This is a genomic window from Spirosoma horti (assembly GCF_054776595.1).
On record NZ_BAAHBQ010000011.1, the window covers coordinates 146,002 to 167,530 of the forward strand.

Here is a 21,529-nt window from a genome sequence, read left to right on the forward strand (position 1 = left end):
AGACCGGGGCGTTAGGCGTAATCAAAACAGGAAACATAGATGGGCGCTTTCGTATCAAAAACCTCCTGGGGAAGCCCGATTGGTTTAACCAGGACGTGCGTCTGGACGTCTTTTTCAAAACCACTTAAGGACCCCATGGATGGGTGCATGAGTAGCTCCACGAGTGGATCCTGTTGATCGATCTCGCACATGGCCGAGTGAAGGCCATAATGAGCCAAAACACTTTCTAATAAAATAGGTAGGAGTTCCGCTCTGCCTTCTTGGAAAAAGAATCCCTCCAATACCGCAAACTCATTATGAGTCGGATTGAAAAAGCGCCGGGAAGCTGAAAATAGCGGGACCAGGTTCATCAATACCCAACCCGTGGCTCCGGGCATCTGGTAGAAGCGCCAGGCTACGGGATTGGCCTGAACACCAGCCACGATCCGGCCTTGCTCCTTGAGCACAAAGTATTGATTCTGGTACCCGAGCTGGGCAAAGGTCTTGAACCGATAGGCTTGATAAAACGGCTTCAGTAGCGGTTGAAGGTGATCTAAATCAGCCGCCGTTGCGGGGCTAAATCGGTTGTCCTGGATCGGAGAGAAGCGCCGAAAAAAATAAGTTTTAAGGGTAGCCACCGATTGAAATCCTTCTTTCCGGGAGATCGCAATAGAGCGGGCATTTTTACCCTCGATAAAGGAATAAAATAGGAAAGGGGAAGGGGTACGCTGCTCCACATAGGCAACGGCCTGTTGTTTCAGCAGTCGGCCATAGCCATGTCCAGAATGAGCTTCGTCGACGGCCAGGTAACGCCCGTAAAAACCAGTCGTCTGCATCGAGCCCAGATCGAGGGTACGTTCATCCAGACAGTACGTCCCTACCAATTGACCAGCCTGCCATAAATGAAAAAAAAGAGGGTTGGCTAACTCGTGAATTTTGGTTTCCTGATTGGTATGCTGATAGCGAACGCCCTTTGTCCCATAGATGGTACGCTTCAAGAGGTCAATAGCCGCCGGATCTATTGTCCCGCCAGCCGTCAGGATCAATTCTCCATTCCGATAGATCTCTACGTCAGGTTGCGAATTAGGCATCGTGTATGTACTCACAGTAGAACGGTTTCTTTTCTTAGTATAACGATTGAAGACGGAAAAGGTAAACCGGGTTCGTACACAGTTTTGGCCCGTTCGTACACAGTTTTGTCCTGTTCGTACCGGGTACTCTAAAACGGCAACTCGTCAACCTCCTTTCTTTCGTTTACGTACTAACTAAAAATCAATGTAGGGAAGTCATGACCCATCCCTATTGTGACTAAACAGGTATCTATAAAATGCGTGAGGTGAACGACGGAGGTGAGATGGAGATGACGTATGTAATTTACCTGATTGACAGTATTGGCGAGGAGTTCTTTATTACTCAGGAAGATGAACCCGTTCGGGTCAATGCCCACAGTGATCAAAATCCACTCGTCGTTAACAGTTTATTTCAACTTAGTACGCAACTCAGTCGACTTCGGAAGAAATATTCGTCCACTTGTCAGCTCTTTGCTCTCGAGTATGGTGAATTCCTGGAGCGGAAAGAGCAATAAAGGAAGTAGAGAAGAAGGTTAGAAAAGGGAAAAAGATCATTAGTCAGTGTCGATTCACCCGTTCAATAAAAAGAATAAAGGGCTCCTACAGGCCCTTCATTAGGTTTTCTGTAAACCGGCACCTATTTAGTTTATTTATCGTGTTTTCTGGAAGCATGAGCAGGTAATTCAGATTACTTCGAGGCTCCCAACTGTGCTGCCTACTCTTAAAATTAAATGGAGGTTTTCCTGAACGATTTTTCTTTAGCTTCAAATCAGGTATAATCTGCTTTCTTCCAGGAAGTTATGCTGTTCAGAAATTTAGAAGAACTGACACTTAATTGGACGATTTTGAGTAGGGGAGGGGTAAGGTTGCTATTGAACGTTTTTAACCCCTCTCAGGACTTGTCCGTAGTAAACGATACCGATCTCCGGATCAAAAAATAAGTGTAACTTACTATAAGTAACGCTTATTTTTTGTTAACCTGTCGATAAAACTCTTATATCGTCGTAGTCCAAAGACTCACTAATTACTAAAGAAGATTTTGTCGCATTTTTAGAGCATCTGTTTACCCTGGTGTTCCGTGTATTCATACTTGGCGTTAGTGTATTTTATGCCAGAAGCAACGGCATCCTGCTTAAATTCTAGTACGTCTCCATTCAGCATGAACGTAGCGCTGTGATTGGCGTAATCATATCACATCACCAGTTGGACTCCATCCTTATAAGATGTGCTGATTTACTATTTCGTTCGTTTTTGATGAAAGCAGATGGAATTAAAAAAATCTCAGAAAGTTAAGTACGCAAAAGCATACTGAAGGAGGGAAAGTCCAGTTTCAGCCAGCCTGCTTCAATCAAGCTTTCAGGGTTACCCAGAAAATAGCATTAATCCTATTAATCGTTTATGGATTTGAAACTAAACAAGGTATGTTCGCTACAGAGTAAATGTGGAGATTGAATTTGACCCACCCGATTTGCCGAAGAGCCACTGCCGACAAACCCATTCCAGGGGCCCAAGCCGGTGATGTTTTCTCCATAGCCAACTGAAGCCGATCTGAAAGCTGTAAATGCCTATTATGATGCCGGTTCTTCCCCAAACGGTTGGCGGGCCCGACACCACCACCTCATAGCCGTATAGCAGAAGCGGACAGAGGATCGACTGGAAGACATAATTCGATAAGCCAAACCGGCCGATCCAACCGATCCATCGAGCCCATCCTGAAGGGGCCAATCGGGTATTTATTCCCACATCCAATAAATAAACTCCCGTCAATAGCAAGGGCCCTATAAAACCACACAACGCCAGAATCATGGGCTGGTAGGCGACAATCCACTGGGGGAGCACCACCAGACCAAGCGCCAGGACTACCCAGGCCCCTTTACACAGAAAGGCCGCTGGTAGAATCACGACCTGAAGTAAGGATAAACGCACCTTCAGCCGGGCATCTGGCAGCAATAGCCCTAACTTACTCACCAGTAATCCCCCCAGCATCATCAATTCGTAGGATAGAACGGATGAAAAATCCTGATACGCCGAGTTACCCGTCAGCAGCCAGTGCCTAACGGACTGCCAACTGAAAAGGCCGTGGGATGTTGCGCTGGCGGGATGCAATAGCCCCACTATACTGAGCATTAGCATAGCCAGTAGGGTGAAGCCTACCAGCCAGCTCAGCAGGCTCACCACCGACTGGTTTACAAAATAAAGCAGGGTAAACCCCAGCAGCGCGTACTGAAGCAGCAGATCAGCCGAGCGAAGCAGTAGACTCAGGCCCAGGCCGATCCCTAACAGGCCGATTAATAGCCGTCGGACGATCCGGTGACCATCCAACCGAGCGTCGGTCCGACCGGGACCATCCGGCCCCGCTTGCCCCCAGCACCGATAAACCCCCAGTCCGAACAAAAAGCTACCCATCCGCTCGAACTGACCACTCACCAGTAGCCGAATCATAAACTGAACCGGCAGTTCGGCGGGGTGATGCTCCAGGTGCAGCATATGGACCGGCTGGGGGTAGGCAAGCGGACCAAACGCCTGCGATATCAATAGCCCCAGCAGCACCAGCCCCCAGAGTACATCCAGGGTGGTGATCCGCTCGACGGGACGGCAAAAGGCGTGGATCATAAATTGCTAAGGGCCTGTTCACCCCCATCTCAGTTAGGCTGTTGTAATTTTTTAAAGACCTCCTTTGGAGTCAACACCATCAGGGGTTTGGCCGTTGGATCGTTGACCGACAAATCGATCTGATACGCTTTTTGCTTGCTCACAAACTGGTCCAGAAACTCGTCAATGATGGGCAGCTGATCGATCATGGGCAACACGGATACTTCATGACCAAGCCTTTCGGCCCAGTAGATATAGTACGGATACTCCTTTTCTTTAAATACCCGGGCAATCGCGGACGAGCCAAACATCCCCCGGTTCAAAAAGCGAATCTGCTCATAGGGCACCATCTTATCGGCCGTGCCGTGAAACAGTAAAACCGGCGCTGGCGAAATGCGAAATTTGGGCCGTCCATCGACACTGAAGATCGCTCCTGAAAAGGAGACGATGCCCGCGTAGTTGAAATTAGGGGGTAGCTTACTGGCAATGGGTTTCTGGTTTCGGCGGTTAAAGTCCGCTTCCAGCACTGTAATGGCTCCCTAGGAGGAACCCGACAGAATAATTCGGGACGTATCAACCCCAAGTTTTGGGGCATTATCAAGAATCCAGTCGGTGGCATCATAGACATCATCAACGGCCATGCCAATGGCTTTCTCTAAAGGGGCAATGTTGAATTTGGACAGGTTCTTCACCCCTTTTAAGCCCAACCGGTAGGACATGGAGATCACCACGTAGTCATGGGCGAGCAGGCTATTGACATAGTTGTTATACAGACTGTCATCCCGCCGGCCAGTCATGAAGGCGCCACCGAACACAAACAGCACGCACGGTTTTTTTTTAGTCGCCGAAGAATCCCCCACATTGTACACATCCAGCCCCAACGGTATGGAATCTTTGGTGGCGTAGGTAAAGCTCTGTTTGTGAGCCGAGGGATTGATCGGATCTAGGTGGCGAGCCGACGCAACGCTCAGCGGTGCAGTTTGGGAAAGGGCCGGGTATGCCGTGGATAAAAGCAGGAAATACAGCCACCGGAAGCCCATAGCAGCTTGCTTCTGTGCGGGTTTGGACAGTATACGGTTGACTACGATTTCGTTGAGAGCGATCCCATTCCGTTTTATCGATGAATAGACTGAGCTACGGTTAGTGGCTGCTGTCGAAAATGGCTTCCCCATTTTTAGCCTGGTTTGCGTTTCTAAGCTGATTTATACAGAAAAAGCCGGATACGTTTCGTGGTGGGATCATATAGCACGATGGCCGGATACGTATCGGTGGGAACGATCTTGCTCACTTCGGCAGTGGCCAGCGTGGGATCTGCTGTTACTGGCTTACTGTCTTTCCCTTCGTCGAAGGTCTCAAATAAACTTAACGAGGGTTGACTCTCCGCATTGAGGGCTCCCCCGAACAGAATATGATGGGTGTCTTTTGGATCGACCCAGATCCCATAGATATACGTATACGGAACGGCAGGATTGGCTTCCTCCGCTTTAAAGATGAATTGGGGGGTGGTTCCGCTTACTTTGGCCAGAGCCCCTTCCTGACCTACGTAAATGCTGTTGCCGGTATAGGCGTGGGTCTGCAGTTCGACCGGCCGTCGATTGCCGAAAACGCCCATATCCACCACTTTGGTAAAATTTTTCAGCTTCACCGGATCGCTCGGGTCTATATCATAGCGGCCCAGCCAGGCATCATCGAACGGATTTTCACTCCCCTGAAAAATCTGGTCCGCGTTATTGGGTAGAAAAACAATCGCGCTTCGGTAACCAAGATCGCTATGTTGCTCGTGATTCATTCGTTGCCAGTTCAGGCCTCCATCGGTCGATACGGCGATCATAGTGCCGCCAATATTGGCATAGATCTGATCGGGATGATTTGGCCTGACGGCCAGACTGACGTAGATTTCATACCGATTTTCCAACTCATCGTAAACCGGTGATTGGGCCGCCTGCCAGGTGGCCCCACCGTCATTGGAAATAAATAGGGTTTTTTCCGGGGAATGTTCATCGGGTTTAATACCGGCAAACAGCTTATTTTCAATAGTAGGATGCCGGAAAATACAGGAGACCCGTTTCCCCTTAAGGCCGCTTCGGGACCATTCTTTTGTGAGCAGATTATTCTTCCACAGGCCATCCGATGTGGCCACAAAGACAAAATGGTTCTGGTAGGTGGCCGTTTGGAATTCATTTTCCGCAAATTCAGAATGCCCCTCCACCGGTACCGGAATCGAGCCATGATCAATGAGTGTACCCTGGCCCGTCTGTGGGCTGACACCAGCATGGTCCTGGGTCATGCAGCTTAGGGTGATGACTAGAAACGTACTGAAAAGAGCTAGCTGACGGATGTGTTTAGTGGCTGTTTTTTGCATGATAGAGCTTACCTGAAAAAGTGAATTCGGGACGAACGGATGCGCCATTGCCAGTTTAATTGGCCAGCAGCGCAACCACCGGGGCCGGAAACCCAAAGGCATCGGTATAATACGCGATAGTATGCTGGTACTTGGCCTCGGCAAAAAAACCACCTGCCCCATCGGGATACGTATTCGGGCTGCCGGAAAAGACAAACTCTCCCTCAGGCGCAATCCGCCGGTAGCCTTTCCGATCGATCAGCTCTTTAGCCGCATCGAACTTGAGCTGATCGCTGAGCGATAACCGAAATCCTTCCTTACCCCCCGGGTTGAACGGCGGGCTGTTTTTGTAAAGCGACGGAATCTGAGCGAATTGATCTTTCTGCCAGGCATGAGGCACGATATCATTGGCGTTGATGACCGAATGGTAGCCGGCGCCAAATTTCTGGGCCGCATAAACAGCAAATTCCTCGTCGCCGGGGGTAGGGCCAGCAATGGGATAAACGCTCACCTGAAGGTTGTGATCGCCCATCTGCTGCTTCCACTCGATACAATGGAGGGCCATCAGCGGACACAGGGCTCCCCCCAGGCTGTGGCCGGTAAAGGCAATATCGGCTGGACCAGCCTCGGCCAGTGTTCCCAGAAACTGGAGCAGGGTTTTGCCCGTGGCCGGATCGGCCATTGCGTTCAGGATACTGAAACCCAGGGCACTGCCCGCACTGATTTTGCCACTTTTGGGTCGGCTCCAGGGTTTTTGAGTGCCCCAATTGGTTTCGTCGAACACATTGAGATCTTCCCACAGGGCACCTTTTCTGGAAACCGCATTCGTTCCCGCTATGGCCACTACGTAGAGCGGCTTGCCCGTAGCCCCGTCGGTACCCCGAGCCACATACATCGTGTTGTCGGTCACGAAACTATCGACTTTGCTGGTGCTGGATTTTTTGATGCTGTTCGAAATGGCGGGTCCCCACACCACCTGCCAGTCGGTGCCCAGATAGGCACGCACGTCGGCATTGGTTTGCAGAGCCTCATTGATGCGCAGCGTGTTTTGGCTTAATTCGGCCTCCGACGAGGCCACCAGATCGTAGTTGACATCGGCGAACATTGCCAGCAGGGCGATACGGTTGTGGGTATCGGTTGGGGATATCCCTTGCCCAATTTCCGGCGTCAGCAGATGGTCGCTACAGGCCGCCAGGGCAACGACGCCCAGCAACAGCAGGGCAGTAAACGGAGATTTCTTTTTCATGATTTTTTCGGTAGGGATTGCTCCACATCCGCCCAATCAGATGACAACTGGTCCGTCAGTGCAGGCCAACCGTTCATGACGACGTACCATGGGACAAAAGAAGGGGATGAACCCTGGGCGCTGGTAGCACAAATTGGCCATTTTAGTGTACTGTTTGCCTGAGGGTCGAACGTAACGTTACAATCAGGCAAACAGTACACTAAAATGGCCCGGGTAGCCGCCCGGGCCATTAATCAATTAGTCTGCTGACGAAGACAATACTGGCTATTTTGAGGCTTTTGCGCGCGCTTCGACACCCGCCCAATACGCCTTACGAGCCGCCTTTAAGTCGTCGGTGATCAGACCCGCCGGTATGGTAAGGCTCGGGTAGGCCTGGGCAAAATCAGCCGCCGAGCGTTCGGTGGGGCTTTTTACTTAGTGCGGGAAGCGCTTAAATCCAAACACAATGCAGTTGGCGTATTGCTGTAACGTATCATTGACTCCGTCAATGTAAATACTCGACAGCGCATAATTAGCATACTCGACATTTTCCTGGTATTGGCCTAGTTTCTGGCCAAACTGCGGAGTTACGATGCGTGCACCGTTGAAGTAGCCCAACGTGAACTGAAGCGTGTTGACAACCATCGTGGAGGTCAGTTCCCTAGTATAATCATAGGACACTGAGGCACCAAGAATCGGCTCGTTCTGCGATAGGGTTAATGGGTTCGGATTGCCACTTATCTGATCACCCATCCGGGGCGTAATGGTCGCCCCGGAAGGCCCACCACCGGCGGGGTAGGTTAGCTGAACCGCACCAATGTCCTTGCTACCCCATACGGTTAGCTGAGTAGGAAACTTGGTTGCCGGTGAGGGTAAAGCGAAGTCTGGGGTTATATTATCGACATTTATTCGGTTGCCATAGGGGTCGGAATAGATTTCGCGGGTAAAGAGGGCTGTTGGCGCTCCATTGGGATATGCGGTAACATCATAATAGGGCCAGGAATCCATATAATCAAGAACCAGCATCGTCATCTGGCGGTCATAGGCGTTGGTAGACCGAAAAGGCTCGAGCGTCGAATCATTTCGCGGAATCTTTTTCAAGTTATCTCTGACGCTATTATACGTGTCAAGGGTATACTTGGCAGCATCAGTGATAACCGTTTGCAATTTTTTCCTAGCATCGATGATGTCCTGATCGGTCATACCCCAGAATGTCCCATTGAGTACACCAGAACCTGGCTTAGTAGGGAGTAGGGGATCGCGTAAGATCGATAGATACATGTTAACATACTGCGCATACAAGGGCAACAGCGTCACCTGATGCCCAGCTGTCGTGAAACTATCTTTACTAAGGCCAAAACCTCCAGTAACATTGTCAAATTTTTCGAGTATCCGCGATGGTGTACTGTCATTGACTGCCTGCACATATTCATTCATAGCCCCCTTCAGGGTATCCAGTTTGCCTGTAGCCTGATCAAAGACTAAGGTATCAATTTTTTGGTCTATTAACTGGTTAACCTGGTCTTTGATTTCGTTCCATGGGCTACCGGAGCTTGGCCAAAAGATCTCAATAAACGGCTTAATGAATTCACCAGCTCCGGGTATCTCTCCAAGCCCGGTGGTGACGGCTTTTTTTACGAGCTCATTCCAATCAATATCTGCGTCACCTATAACCGGAGGTTTGATTGGCGGAATGTTGTGGTCCTGTAAAGTACAGCTTTGCAGGAGGCTGGGTAACAAAAAGGCGCTGCCAAAGCCCAGCATGGAGCGTTCCAGAAATTGTCGGCGAGTTGTCATACTTGTTTGTGAAAACATGGTATCAGTAGTTAAAAATGATTGAGAAAGTTGATTGATTCCGGGTGGCTCGCATTGGGGCATCAATGGCGTAGATATACAAGGTATACCTGCTTAATAGCCCCCTTACAAGACACTGTTTATTGGGCTGGCCGGGGCTTGTGGTACGCAGTGCACGGCGGAATCCATGACGCTTAACGGCAGGACAAAATTAGCCGGGGAGCTGCCCGGCCTGGTTGCCTGAATCCGCCAATTCGCTTGCCTGAATCCGCCATTTTTGCGTTCCAAGGCGTTTTCAGACAGACTTTTGGAGGGTTAATAACAGAATTAGCAGAAGATGTTGTACGAAAAGTAGATTGATTTCAGAGCGAGCCCGGGTGAGCCTATCAGCTGAGAGCGAAACATAATCGAGCGAAGTCAGGTCACCGATGCGTTTAAACCCAACTCGTTAAAAGCAGTTATCTGAGCGACACATCGTACCTAGTGCCGCTTCCTGCCGGGAGAAACTCAACTTGCGCAGAGTGGCCTATACCCTGCGCCGGAATAATGCCGGACCGACCGCACTAGCGGACCGGTTCGGACTAAGGTGTACCAATACCAAATGGCCACAATTCCTTTTCAAGCAGGGATACATACCAGGCAAAGTTACCTGTTTACACGCCTTATTAACTATATTTAAACCGGCTAACCTACCCCCTACACGACATGGTAGCAAGACGTTGGTTTACGGTTCTGTTCATGCTGGCTATGCATTCGTTGGTAGCTCAGCACGTACCCAGTCGTAACCTGAGTCTACGGCAGGGCTTACCTGAATACTACGTGTCCGGCATCGTGCAGGATAAGGCGGGCTTTATCTGGATCGCTACCCGCGACGGGCTGGCCCGCTATGATGGCCGGCGCTTCAAGCTCTTTCGCCATCAACCCCGTGATCCCAGCTCTTTAGCCAATAACGTGATCTCCTCGCTCCAGCTCGTTTCGGATAGTGCCTTGCTGGTCCACCTGGAAACGGGAACGATTCAGCTCTTTAACCCCCAAACCGAACAGGTCAAAGACCTGCTCACTCGCCAGCGGCTCGATCAGGAGCGTATCCCGGTGACTAACGTTCTGTTAACGGCCGACCAACGCCATTTTTGGGTTCGTAACGAACGGCAATTGACCGAGTACTCGCCCATTCAGAATCGATTCACCCGCCACCCCTTACCGAAGGATTTCCTGCCGGACGACGTTTATGCGGGGAATCAAATGCTGCTGGACTCTGCCCAACACCGGCTCTATGCGCCGTTTACGGGCGGCATCGCCGAGTTAAACACCCACACGGGCCAGTATCAGGCCTGGCCCTTCGCCGTTTTAGGGGAGCAGGGGGCACTCGAAAGCTATCTGGGCATTCCCATTATCCGGCGGGCGAATGGTGAACTGATCACGGTGGCCCCCGGCCGCTTAATCGCTTTTTCGCCCCACACCCACCGGTTTCGGACCATCCCCATACCCAACAAGCTATCCATCCGGGCCGGCGTGCTGCACGCTGGACTCGATGGCAATACGTACTTTACCTACGGCATGACGGTGTACCGACTGGCGCCTGATGACCGCATTACGCCCCTCTGGACGGCGTCGCGCATCGATTATCAGAACTATTTTCATGCCCTGCTGCTGGACCGCTCCGGTATGTTGTGGGTGGGTACCAACGGCGACGGCGTGCAGCAGCTAGATTTGAAAGCCCTGCCCACCAAAACGTACCCCTACCGGGTCAATTACCTGGTCGATCTGCTGGCCAGCGAGCTGGGCCTGCAGGTGCCCAACTACATCAGGGGCGATGAGATGCCGTACTCGCTACGCTGGACCAAAGGCGTGCGCTATCTGGCGGGCTATATGGACCGGGCTTACCGGCTGTCGCGCGCGGATTTGGCGCACCATCATCTTCAGCCCTCAGCCCCCATCCAAACCAGCAATTCTATTCCAGGCAACGGCCTGAAGATGACCACCGCTGGGGAGATTTGGCTCTATAATTCCTACCGAGGTCTTCTCCAGGTCGATAGGACGGGGCGGGTGCTGGCCGAGTGGCCGCTGCGACTAGAGCGGGTGGGCGATATTCAGCCGATGGGTTCGCTGGTCTGGGTTGGAACCGAGTTCAATGGCCTATACGCCTACGATCTGCGCCAAAGGCGTATTGTGCACCACCTGCGCTTTCAGGCGGCCGATTCCACCTCCCTGATCTCCGACCAGGTTCTGTGTCTGGCGGCTGACCCGGCTGATACCAGCGTACTTTGGGTAGGTACGCAGGAAGGGCTCAGCCGCCTGGACACCCGCAGCCTGCGCTGTCGGAACTGGACCGAGCGGCAGGGCCTGCCCAACGCCACCATCAACACCTTACTCACCGATTCCCACCAGCGATTGTGGTTCAGTACCTTGCAGGGCATCAGCCGGCTGGATCCCCGCACCGGGCGGATGCGTCACTTTACCACCGACGACGGGCTGCTCGATATTGAGTACCGACGCCAGCACGCGGCTCAGCTCCCCGATGGGCGGCTGGCCTTCGGGGGCATCACCGGCATGACCGTCTTCGATCCGTTAACCCTGGAGGAATCGCCCCGGCCCATCCCCCTGGCCTTGACGGCCCTCCGGATCGGCAATGTGCCCATCGAACCTCGTCCGAGTGGATCGCCCCTGACGGCGTCGATCAACGACACCCCGACGTTACACTTAACTTATACCCAGAACTTTTTGAGCCTGGAATTTGCCGGTTTACAGTTCAACAAGCCCACCACCCTTCAGTATCGCTACCAGCTCAGGGGCGTGGATGCTGACTGGGTCTACGTGGGCAACCAGACCGTAGCCAATTACACGCATTTAGCGCCCGGCAGCTACGAATTTCGGGCCACGGTCGCCGATGCCTCGGGCCACTGGAGCCCGCTGGTGAAAACGCTTCGGATTGTGATTGATCCACCCTGGTGGCAAACCTGGTGGGCGTATGTCGTCTATGGACTGATGCTCCTGGTGCTGATCCGGGCCTACATCCAGTATCGAATCAACCAGGCGCAGCTTGGCCAGGAAATGGCTCTACAAAAACAGGAGGCCCGCCTGATCCAGCAGAACGCCGACTGGCAGACCCGCTTTTTTACCAACATCACCCACGAATTCCGAACGCCCCTGACGCTGATCATCAATCCGCTGGAGCGGCTCATGGAACCCCTTGCCCCCCTGTCCCGCGCCAGTCTGCAGCAACAGTACGGGGTGATGTACCGTAATGCCCAGCGCCTGTTACGCCTGATCAATCAACTCCTGGACATCGCCAAGCTGGAAGCGGGCCAACTGTCGGTTACCGAGTCGCAGGGTAATTTACCCGCTTTCGTTGCCCAGTTGGTCGATTCGTTCCGGGCCCGAGCCGAAAAAAAGGAGCTTCAGCTCACCTACGAAGCATCGGGGCTGACGGCCGATTATCGCTTTGACGCGCATAAACTAGAGTCGATCGGCTATAATCTACTGGCCAACGCCCTCAAATTCACCCCACCTGGTGGACGTATCGAAGTGCATCTAAACCCGGAAAATTTTCCGGGTGAGCGCAGCGGTTTTCAGCTGGTAGTCTCTGATACGGGTGTGGGCATTGCTCCCGAACAACTGCCCCATATTTTTGACCGGTTTTATCAGGGAGCGAGTGCTAACGCCAGTAGTGGTCCAGGAACGGGTATCGGTTTGTTTGTGGTGGCTGAATTTAGCCGCCTGATGGGCGGCTCGGTCAAGGTCGTGAGTCAGCCAGGGCAGGGCACGACCTTCACCGTAACCCTGCCACTGGAGCCGGCCGACGCGGTAGCCCCCCTGGTGGAGACAGTTCCTAGCCAAGTTATCCTTGAGTCCGAGCACTCCCCCGACCGGTTGGTAGCGCCCGCTACGGCTCCACTAGTGCTGGTGGTGGAAGACAACGACGAGCTGCGCGAGTTTATCGCCAGCGAAATGGCCGGTACCTACCGGGTGCTCACGGCCGCCAATGGTGAGGCTGGCTGGCAGCTATGTCTGAGCGAACTGCCCGAACTGGTCATTTCGGACGTGATGATGCCCGTCCCGTCGGGGCCGGAAGTAGATGGTTTTACGCTGGTGGAGCGAATTAAAACCACACCCCTGACGGCCCACATCGCCGTCATCCTGCTGACGGCTAAAACCATGACCGATTCGCGCATCCAGGGTCTATCGGTGGGGGCCAACGATTATCTGACCAAACCCTTCAACGTTCGGGAACTGCATCTCCGGATTGGTAACCTGCTCCGCCATCAGCAGCAGTTGCGTCAGCATTGGCAGCAGCAGATGAGTCAGTTAGGGCAGGGACAACCAGCAGCGCCGGTAGCCCCGCTTCCCGTCGATGACCCATTCCTGCAAAAACTCTACAGTGTGCTGGATACCCAATTAACGAACTCGGCCTTCAGCGTGGAGCAGTTAGCCGATGAGCTGGCCGTCAGTCCACGGACGCTGCTGCGCAAGCTGACGACGCTGACGGGCAGCAATGCGGCCGAGCTAATGCGCGCTTACCGGCTGCAAAAGGCGGCTGCTTTGTTACAGGCGGGCTGTTCGGTGTCCGAAACCGCCGAGAAAACCGGCTTTGAGAGTGTCCCTCATTTCTCCCGCTCCTTTAAAGCGCAGTTCGCCGTTTCCCCCTCGGCCTATGGGCTAACCCGGTCTCAACCCTAATTAACCTCCCTATTCGGTTACTTCGTTCGGCTGATTGACACAATCAGTCCGGTTTGGCATGCCCTGAAAGCCAAAATTGGCGGATTTGGGCAAGTGAATTGGCGGATTCAGGCAACCAGGCCGGGGAGGCCCTAAGCTAATTTTGTCCCGCCGTCAAATATCATTGTCTCTGCTGATCAGGCTTCCCATCAGGTGGGTACACGTTTATCCACCCTTGGTAACCTGACTTGCCATCCTGGCCGATGAACAGGCTGACGGTTGCCCCGAACGTTTTCTCTAACCCATTTCACTCATGCCAACGCCCGTTAGGCTCGGTAACGGGCCGTCTGTCTGTACTGCCCTGCCGCTTTCGGCCTGTCACACCAACGCCTAACCTGACTTAACGCCCCAAGATACCCCGGTTCTGGTTAGCCTCGTCCAGGCCGAAACGGAATGGCTATCGGCTCAACTAACCTACCGGAGTGTACTCGTGTATTGGCGGGTGGTCGCTGGTGACTATTGATCGTTTCCGAAAGGAAAAAACAGACTCACTACGTAAGATAATTCCACAACCTAGCCCGAAGCGACTACGTTGATCCTAACACTCGTACGCTCTATGCGACTCTATTTCAACGATCCAATGTTCGACGGACAATTGATGCGGGCCGTCAATCACGTGTATCATAACGGGGCGGATGTCGGCGAATGCCTGATGACGGCCAGCCGTATCCGTGAAAAAGACACCGAAAGCTGGTACCATGAATGGACCGCCACCGCCGAACGTATGGACCAGCAAGCGCAAATCAGCGAGCAGGCTGGCCATTGGGTCAGCGCCCGGGAAGCCTACCTCAAGGCATCCAACTATTATCGCACGGCCTATATTTTTCTCATCGGCTTGCTCACGGACCCGCGCGTGAAAGCAGCCTACCAAAAGCAGCGCGATACGTTTCGCCAGGCCATGCGGTATTCTCCCTATGCGGTGGACGAAATTGCCATACCCTATGAACAGACAGCCATGAGGGGCTATTTTTTCAAACCCGATCAATCGGAGACTAGGCGGCCCACCCTCATCATGACGGGCGGCTACGATGGCACCGCCGAAGAGCTTTATTTTTTAAGCGGGGAAGCCGCCCTGCGCCGTGGCTACAACTGTCTGCTCTACGACGGACCGGGGCAGGGCGATATGCTGATTGAACAGGGGATTCCCCTCCGGCCCGATTGGGAAAACGTAGTAACGCCCGTTGTGGATTATCTGACCACCCGCTCCGATGTCGATCAGGCGTGTATCGCGCAATTGGGCATTAGTCTGGGAGGCTATCTGGCCCCCCGAGCCCTCACGCAGGAACACCGTATTTCGGCCCTGATCGCGGATCCGGCCCAGTTCGATCTGTACGATGCGGTTACCCGGCGCATGCCCCCTTTTCTGCTGAAGCTTATTCAGAGTGAGAGCCGTTTCAACAATAGGATTGCCCAGATGATCCTCAAACGCGTTCTCCAGAATCCCCTGAAAGGGTGGGCGCTACGCCGGGGCCTTGCCGTGCATCAAGCCGCATCGGTTAGGGACTACATTAACCTCGCCAAAACCTTTAGCTATAAACCTACCGTGGCGGCTATCCGTTGCCCTACGCTGGTCTGCGCGGCCGAAAACGATGACATTGCCTCGTTCGCTAGGGACGTCTATGAAGGGCTGCGTTGCCCGAAAACCTTTGTTTTCTTTGGCCATGATGAAGGAGCCGGTGAACACTGCGAGGGCGGTAACCGCTCGCTGTTCAATCAGCGCGCCTTCGACTGGCTGGATGCCGTGTATGGCCTCAATAAGACCAAATCCTGATTTTTCCGGAATTGACGCGTTGCGAATCGGTGGATTATTGACGTTCACCAACGATAGGAATGTAAGGCTGCCCACTTCCCATGACGACACTCTCTCTTTACAGGTAGCGCCTGTTATCGATCATTCTATAAAAACTACTCTTACATGTTTGTTTGATGACTACGCAAATTTCGTTTTTGAAGTCCACTATACTAAGGGGCGCCGTTATGAAAGTGACTCGCTCCAGGCTGGTTCGCGACCACAGTAATAGGTCTACGGTTTTACAATGTATGGTTATGCTATGCTTAGGTACATTAATTTATTGGTGGATAACTCGCTACCGACATCATCTAGAACTCAAAAAAACGATTGAGTTTTTGGATGAATCCCATCCATCGAACCGATTCAATCCAGTAAGCATACGACCCTATTTCAGGAAATGACCGTCATGCCTGCCCATGTAGCGTGCCATATATTCCTAATCAACATCTCGTTTAACGCCTGAATCATGTATACAACTGCTCGCTTAGTAAGGGTTGCCAAAACAATTTCGGTAGGGGCCATCGGTCTCCTTGGTCTCATCATTGTACTGGGTAACACCACCGATTATTACACCAATTATCGCTTCGTCGAGCACGTGCTGAAAATGGATACCACCTTTCCGGCTAGTCGAATTCAGTACCGACATATCAACAATCCACTGCTGTTTCATGTGGGCTACGTATTGATCATCGGACTGGAAACGATGATGAGTGTTTGCTGTCTGCGTGGATGCTGGTTACTGGCGAAACGCCTAAACAGCGATCCTATCACGTTTCAGGCCGCCAAGAACTGGGCCGTGGCGGGTATTATCATTGGTATTTTGATTTGGTTCGTTGGCTTTGAGGTGGTTGGCGGGGAATGGTTTGCCATGTGGCAAAGTGCAAGCTGGAACGGTTTACCTAGTGCTGAACGGATTGTGAGTTTTCTGATGTTAACCCTTATTTTATTGCAATACCGCGATGAGTAAGCATTCCATTTGTTACCCTAAATGAAAGCCGGGAGATTAGGGAAGTTAAGGAAGTTGCGATTAGTCGATAATGGTAATTGTAAGCATTGCCTACTTTCTTCTCGTTGATTATCTGATATATATAAATGCTACTTAAACCCGACTTACGACTCAGCCGCGTCATCCGAATCACCTGGAAAGTGGATCTATGGATGATTGGTCTCTGCACAGGCGCGTATTTGCTGGAAACCTATCTGCTCCGAGGCAACGTTCGCATCCCTAACAACATCCCCGCCTTGCTGGCCACCACGCTGGCTTTTTTCATTGGCTTCAACAACAACCAGGCCTATAGCCGCTGGTGGGAAGCCCGCACCATTTGGGGAGCCCTAGTCAATGATTCCCGCTCCTGGACCCGCTCTATCCTGGCTTATTGCCAGCAGATGGAAGAGTCTAGTACAGATCAAGCTCACACTGGCCAAATCACCATGCGTTTAATCCACCGGAATCTAAGTTTTTTGCACGCCCTTAAGAAAAACTTACGAGGTACCGATGCGCACGAGTACCGGACCTATCTGGAGCAAGCTGATCTGAGCATCCTCACCCGCTACGCCAATATTCCGGCGGCCCTACTGGATCTACAGGCGCAGGAGTTACAGAAACTCCGGCAAACCGGTCAGGTGGATGGCTTTGCCTTTATGGCACTCAATGAGTTGCTGGTTCGCTTTAGCGACAGCATGGGCCGCTGTGAGCGCATCAAAAACACGCTGTTTCCGGTAACGTATCTTTACTTTACCCGGGTGTTTATCTGGCTGATGATTGTCATCTTAACCATCGATATTGCCGAAGACGCTGGTATTTGGTCTATTATTCTGGGCTGGCTCATTGGGTTTGTCTTTCACGTGACACACCTAAACGGGTTGAACCTGGTGAATCCCTTCGATGGCAATCCGGCCAGTGTCCCGCTAGATTCAATCGTGCGCACGATCGAAATTAACGTGTTGCAAACCCTGAAGGCGGCTGAAATTCCCACACCTATCGAGCCTGTTGACGGAGAATATATTTTGTAGACGGAATCAGTCCGTTGGATGGAATACGAAAAGCCAGTCAACCCAAATCTCCTATCTTTCTTTTTGGTACTTTGTACAGGCCTAAGTCTACGTTTTCAGGGTATATAGCACTCTTCCGGACGAAAATAGGGGAGTAGAAGCTAAAAATGGCCGATTCAGGCAAGTAAACTGGCGGATTTAGGCAACCAGCGTTTGGGGCCACCCTCTACCTTTGTACCGCAATTGAATCAACAAAGATCAAACTGATGACCACAATCTGAACCGGATGGGACATTCATTTCGGCTCAGGTAGCGGCTGGTTCTGTTGGGAAGTTTTGCGTTTTCATTTTTCATACATATAAATTTTAAGCATCATGGTTACAAGTATTTTTGCTATTATGGGTTTGGGCGGCCAGGAGATGATCTTTATTTTCCTGGCATTGATCTTGTTGTTTGGGGCCAAGAAGATTCCCGAACTGGCCCGGGGGCTGGGCAAAGGCATCAAAGAATTCAAAGACGCGACGAAAGACGTTCGGGAGAGTGTAGAAGGCGGTCTGAACCAAATCGAGCGGAACTAATGAGTTTGTTCGTCCATCAGCCTGCGCTTTAGGGAACGAGCTGATGGACTATTGGTATTCGATTAGTAATCGGTGAAAGGCAAGCTGCCTAAACGATGGCATGTTGTACAGGAGCATAGGTATCAACTAGTATTCCAGCCATTAGCCGTTTGTAGATAGTACCCGTGTAGGGGTTAGGGTGTACCGACAACCCGTGAATTATCCTTTAAAAAACATATGTATGAGATTGAGTCTACTCCTGTTTAGTCTAGTCATTAGTGTAGGGACATATTCCTGCCGAACGGCGGAGAAAACCAACGAGCAAACGCCAACCCGGACTAGTACCGAAACGTTTACTGCAGATTCGATCGTTCGAGACACCGTCACCAATAGTAAAGGTGTAAAACTGGCGATGGAGTATAACAAAGCCAGGCATAGTGCCACGTTTGTGCTGGCTGGCAAAGCCATTATTCTAAGGCAGGATACGACTGCTTCGGGCCTAAGATACAGTAACACACGGTATGAATACACCGAACATCAGGGGCAACTAACGCTCAAAAAAGAGGGTAAAATTATCTTTCGTAAGCCCTAAGGCTATGGGCACAGCAATCGTAGACCTACGAAATTCTTGGATGTAGCTCTACCAATGCCTTATCCAGTGCATGTTGGTGTGATTAGGGAGTTGTTTGTTCGGTCATTTTTCTAGGTCAAATGCCAGGCTTACGTTTTTGCGCTTTTTGGGCGGTATTCATTTTCGGTGTTGATTCGACAGCCGTTGGCCAGCAGCGTTCCATGGTTCATGGAGCGCTCGAAGCGGGAAGCTTTATCTCCTCGGCGTCAGTAACGCCCTTCTGGCTACGGACCAACCAATATGGTATAGTGCCCAATCAGGCACCCGCTGGCCTTTTTCAGGCCGCCCTCTGGAAATCGTATGCCAGACCAGACTCCAACCATACGCGAAAAATTAGCTGGGGGTTTAAATTGAGTCCGGTGCTTACCTACGAAAGAAATGACAAACCAACGGTAGTATTACCGGAAGCTTATGGCAAGGTCAGATTCAAGGCGATTGAACTTTTTGTTGGTCGCCGGCGCCAAGTGATTGGTTTTGGCGATACAACCCTTTCGTCGGGCTTTTATGCGGTTTCGGGAAACTCGCTGCCTATTCCGAAAGTACAGATTGGCACGATCGGCTATGCACTGCTTCATTTTACAAACGACTTTCTGGCACTCAATGCGGGCTTTGCCCACGGCTGGTTCGACATGCCTGCGATTCAGGGCGTTCGTCTCCACCAAAAGTATCTGTACCTCCGTTTCGGCAAACCGGCTTCTTCGGTAAAAGTCTATGCGGGCGTCAATCATCAGGTTCAGTGGGCGGGTCATGCGGATTATCTGAAACAACGACTTGACATCGCCGATGCGAATGGCTATTTTCCGTCCGACTGGCGTTTTTATAAATATGTGGTGTTCTCGTACACCCCTAAAGACTGGAATACCGTAACGGGCTACACCGATTTTGACAGTTACCGGGTGGGCAATAGCGTTGGCAGCATTGATTTCGGGGCTGAATTCACCACAGCAGGCCATAAATGGATGGCCTATTATCAGCATGCGTACGAAGACGTATCGGGCCTTGTCTTCTTAAATATGCCGGATGGACTCTGGGGGCTCAGTTGCATCTTTACGCCAGAGCAATCAGCGGCTTTTCAGCTAACCCGCTTAAATCTGGAATTCCTGACAACTAAAAATCAGACTGCCCCTACGTTTATTATTCCGGGCAGCCGCTTTCAGGGGGGGGACAATTATTACAACCATAGCCAGTATACCGAAGGCTGGTCGTATCAGGGACGAACAATAGGCACACCCTTCATTGCACCCGGTCAGGATTTTGACCCCAAATTTGCGTTGCCTAACCAGCAATTTTTCCCCAATAACCGGGTGAACATGTGGTATGTAGGGCTACAGGCCACCTATCGAAAAGCGTTGATTGAGGTCCGTACCTCTTTCAGTAAAAACTACGGAACCTTCCGGGATCCACCGGTAAACACCAATTACCCAACTCAATTTTCAGGATTGATTTCGGCCCAGATGCCTATCCCGCGCTGGACTAACCTAACGCTTGTTACCAAATTATCCGTAGACCGTGGCGGTTTATATACCAATGCCGTTGGGGGCTACCTTGGCCTAAATAAAAGTTGGTGATGAGATAGATTGTACTATAACCTGACGCAGTGCCTTAAGCCAGTTAAAGTACACAAGTTACACATTTGTAGTTGTCTTGTATAGACGGACTATACAAACCTAAAGGCATATTAATGTCTTGTCCTGATTGGAATCGGACGTTTAATTGAACGATTTTTGCCCCTTATGACGACTCGTTCAATTAATTAGGATAACTGCCCTTTTTGTGAACGATAAGAAATGAACTAGTTTATACAAACCAATTAATATAAGTTACATTTTACATAGCCTTTCAGCTGACTACGTACCGGTTTGCTACTGAAATAAATTATGGATTGTCTGGCTGCCAGAGTCGACGTTCGATAGGGAAAGGCTCTTGGTGTAAAACCCGGAGTTGGCTAAAAGCCGGATGAGCCGGATGAAGTAAATAATTGTAGGACATGGGCACCACCACCGAGGGAACAGCAACCATTAGGGTAGCGGGCTCATTCAGCCAATCCCGTAAAATCCACTGGGTCCGCTCGTAGCTTTCTTCATGCCAATAAGCAGGCAAGTCGGCCGGCGACAAAGTGGTTAACGAGCCATCAGGCACCTCTAGGGTAAACAGAACTAATTTAGGCAACTTTTCATACTTAACCCGAGGTTGGTGCACTAACGATTCGACTAAGGCCAAAGCAGGTGAGGAGGTAGTGTAGAGTAGGGGATACCCCTTTGGGTTCCACCGGCCACCAAATAACCGCGCTCCTTCGGTCGCCAATGGCTCATGAATGTATTTAGCTTTGACAGTTCGATAAACAGTTAACATCAAGGGAGCAGGGTAACTAGCCGACAATGCCATGTTCGATGCGCCCCAGCACATCATCCACCAGGCCAAACCCGGTTGTTGTGTCCAGTAGAGACAAGGGGGATTGGGTATTGAGTTCACGAATGGGTGACCGAAGCCATTCGGCCAGTGTCTGGGCGTCCTCGTCGAAGACATCCAGCCCATGTTGTAACAGATTGGTTAGTAATAGCAGCCGCTCGGAAGCATCTCGGGCCAGTTTATCATCGGCTTTGAGCCGGTGTAGGTTCCGTATCGACATGTTCAGAATGCGGGCCAGTTCAATATCCGTCAATCCGGCTAGCTGGGCTACCTGATCCGCTTCAGTACGAAGCATGCCCTGCCGGGATTTATCAATGACGGTATAAGGGGTGTAAACCGCCACTTGTGGAGGAAGTGTTGCGTATGCCATATTAAGCAGTGCCTTTTTTCATTACTACAACTGCAATATGCCAAGAGTCGTTCATTTTTGC

17 protein-coding genes are annotated in these 21,529 nt (G+C 51.4%); 8 read left to right on the plus strand and 9 right to left on the minus strand.

The features are described from left to right. Positions 1 to 11 precede the first annotated feature (11 nt). The gene (locus ACYVAM_RS28530; RefSeq protein WP_461073515.1) at positions 12 to 1,070 is read right to left on the minus strand and encodes a GNAT family N-acetyltransferase; all 1,059 of its coding nucleotides are present in this window, start codon (positions 1,068 to 1,070) and stop codon (positions 12 to 14) included. Positions 1,071 to 1,306: 236 nt separating this feature from the next. Between ACYVAM_RS28530 and ACYVAM_RS28535 the strand changes: the two genes are divergently transcribed. After that, positions 1,307 to 1,564, plus strand: a complete 258-nt coding sequence (locus ACYVAM_RS28535; RefSeq protein WP_461073517.1) for a hypothetical protein — start codon at positions 1,307 to 1,309, stop codon at positions 1,562 to 1,564. Between the two features lie 913 nt (positions 1,565 to 2,477). Here ACYVAM_RS28535 and ACYVAM_RS28540 read toward each other — a convergent pair. The 6 genes from ACYVAM_RS28540 to ACYVAM_RS28565 form a co-directional block, all read right to left on the minus strand. Further along, positions 2,478 to 3,662, minus strand: a complete 1,185-nt coding sequence (locus tag ACYVAM_RS28540; RefSeq protein ID WP_461073519.1) for a DUF418 domain-containing protein — start codon at positions 3,660 to 3,662, stop codon at positions 2,478 to 2,480. A gap of 29 nt (positions 3,663 to 3,691) precedes the next feature. Next, positions 3,692 to 4,168: an alpha/beta hydrolase gene (locus tag ACYVAM_RS28545; protein WP_461073521.1), complete on the minus strand. Its 477-nt coding sequence runs from the start codon at positions 4,166 to 4,168 to the stop codon at positions 3,692 to 3,694. A 12-nt stretch (positions 4,169 to 4,180) separates the two neighbouring features. Continuing rightward, positions 4,181 to 4,813 (minus strand): alpha/beta hydrolase, encoded by a 633-nt coding sequence (locus ACYVAM_RS28550; protein ID WP_461073523.1) that lies wholly within the window; start codon positions 4,811 to 4,813, stop codon positions 4,181 to 4,183. A gap of 20 nt (positions 4,814 to 4,833) precedes the next feature. Next, positions 4,834 to 6,003 (minus strand): WD40/YVTN/BNR-like repeat-containing protein, encoded by a 1,170-nt coding sequence (locus ACYVAM_RS28555; RefSeq protein ID WP_461073525.1) that lies wholly within the window; start codon positions 6,001 to 6,003, stop codon positions 4,834 to 4,836. Between the two features lie 55 nt (positions 6,004 to 6,058). After that, on the minus strand, positions 6,059 to 7,228 hold the full coding sequence (locus tag ACYVAM_RS28560) for a lipase family protein (protein ID WP_461073527.1): 1,170 nt from the start codon (positions 7,226 to 7,228) through the stop codon (positions 6,059 to 6,061). Positions 7,229 to 7,642: 414 nt separating this feature from the next. Then, complete coding sequence (locus ACYVAM_RS28565) at positions 7,643 to 9,004, minus strand: insecticidal delta-endotoxin Cry8Ea1 family protein (RefSeq protein ID WP_461073529.1); 1,362 nt, start codon at positions 9,002 to 9,004, stop codon at positions 7,643 to 7,645. Between the two features lie 702 nt (positions 9,005 to 9,706). Here ACYVAM_RS28565 and ACYVAM_RS28570 point away from each other — a divergent pair. The 7 genes from ACYVAM_RS28570 to ACYVAM_RS28600 all read left to right on the plus strand — a co-directional run bounded on the left by ACYVAM_RS28570 (position 9,707) and on the right by ACYVAM_RS28600 (position 20,257). Further along, positions 9,707 to 13,678: an ATP-binding protein gene (locus tag ACYVAM_RS28570; protein WP_461073531.1), complete on the plus strand. Its 3,972-nt coding sequence runs from the start codon at positions 9,707 to 9,709 to the stop codon at positions 13,676 to 13,678. 595 nt (positions 13,679 to 14,273) lie between these two features. Continuing rightward, complete coding sequence (locus tag ACYVAM_RS28575) at positions 14,274 to 15,488, plus strand: alpha/beta hydrolase family protein (RefSeq protein ID WP_461073533.1); 1,215 nt, start codon at positions 14,274 to 14,276, stop codon at positions 15,486 to 15,488. A gap of 487 nt (positions 15,489 to 15,975) precedes the next feature. Then, the gene (locus ACYVAM_RS28580) at positions 15,976 to 16,476 is read left to right on the plus strand and encodes a DUF2165 family protein (RefSeq protein ID WP_461073535.1); all 501 of its coding nucleotides are present in this window, start codon (positions 15,976 to 15,978) and stop codon (positions 16,474 to 16,476) included. Positions 16,477 to 16,601: 125 nt separating this feature from the next. Beyond that, a complete protein-coding gene (locus tag ACYVAM_RS28585; RefSeq protein WP_461073537.1) occupies positions 16,602 to 17,522 on the plus strand; it encodes a bestrophin family protein in 921 nt (306 codons plus the stop codon). Positions 17,523 to 17,875: 353 nt separating this feature from the next. Beyond that, positions 17,876 to 18,079, plus strand: coding sequence for a Sec-independent protein translocase subunit TatA/TatB (locus tag ACYVAM_RS28590; protein WP_461073539.1), 204 nt, complete (start codon positions 17,876 to 17,878; stop codon positions 18,077 to 18,079). A 220-nt stretch (positions 18,080 to 18,299) separates the two neighbouring features. Next, positions 18,300 to 18,650 carry an MliC family protein gene (locus ACYVAM_RS28595; protein WP_461073541.1) on the plus strand — a complete coding sequence of 117 codons (351 nt, stop codon included), beginning with the start codon at positions 18,300 to 18,302 and terminating at the stop codon, positions 18,648 to 18,650. A 119-nt stretch (positions 18,651 to 18,769) separates the two neighbouring features. Continuing rightward, positions 18,770 to 20,257: a capsule assembly Wzi family protein gene (locus ACYVAM_RS28600; protein ID WP_461073543.1), complete on the plus strand. Its 1,488-nt coding sequence runs from the start codon at positions 18,770 to 18,772 to the stop codon at positions 20,255 to 20,257. Between the two features lie 307 nt (positions 20,258 to 20,564). Here ACYVAM_RS28600 and ACYVAM_RS28605 read toward each other — a convergent pair whose 3' ends face one another. Both ACYVAM_RS28605 and parS read right to left on the minus strand, forming a co-directional pair. After that, a complete protein-coding gene (locus ACYVAM_RS28605; protein WP_461073545.1) occupies positions 20,565 to 21,041 on the minus strand; it encodes an RES family NAD+ phosphorylase in 477 nt (158 codons plus the stop codon). A 16-nt stretch (positions 21,042 to 21,057) separates the two neighbouring features. Then, positions 21,058 to 21,468, minus strand: coding sequence for a type II RES/Xre toxin-antitoxin system antitoxin (parS, locus tag ACYVAM_RS28610; RefSeq protein WP_461073547.1), 411 nt, complete (start codon positions 21,466 to 21,468; stop codon positions 21,058 to 21,060). Between the last annotated feature and the right edge of the window lie 61 nt (positions 21,469 to 21,529).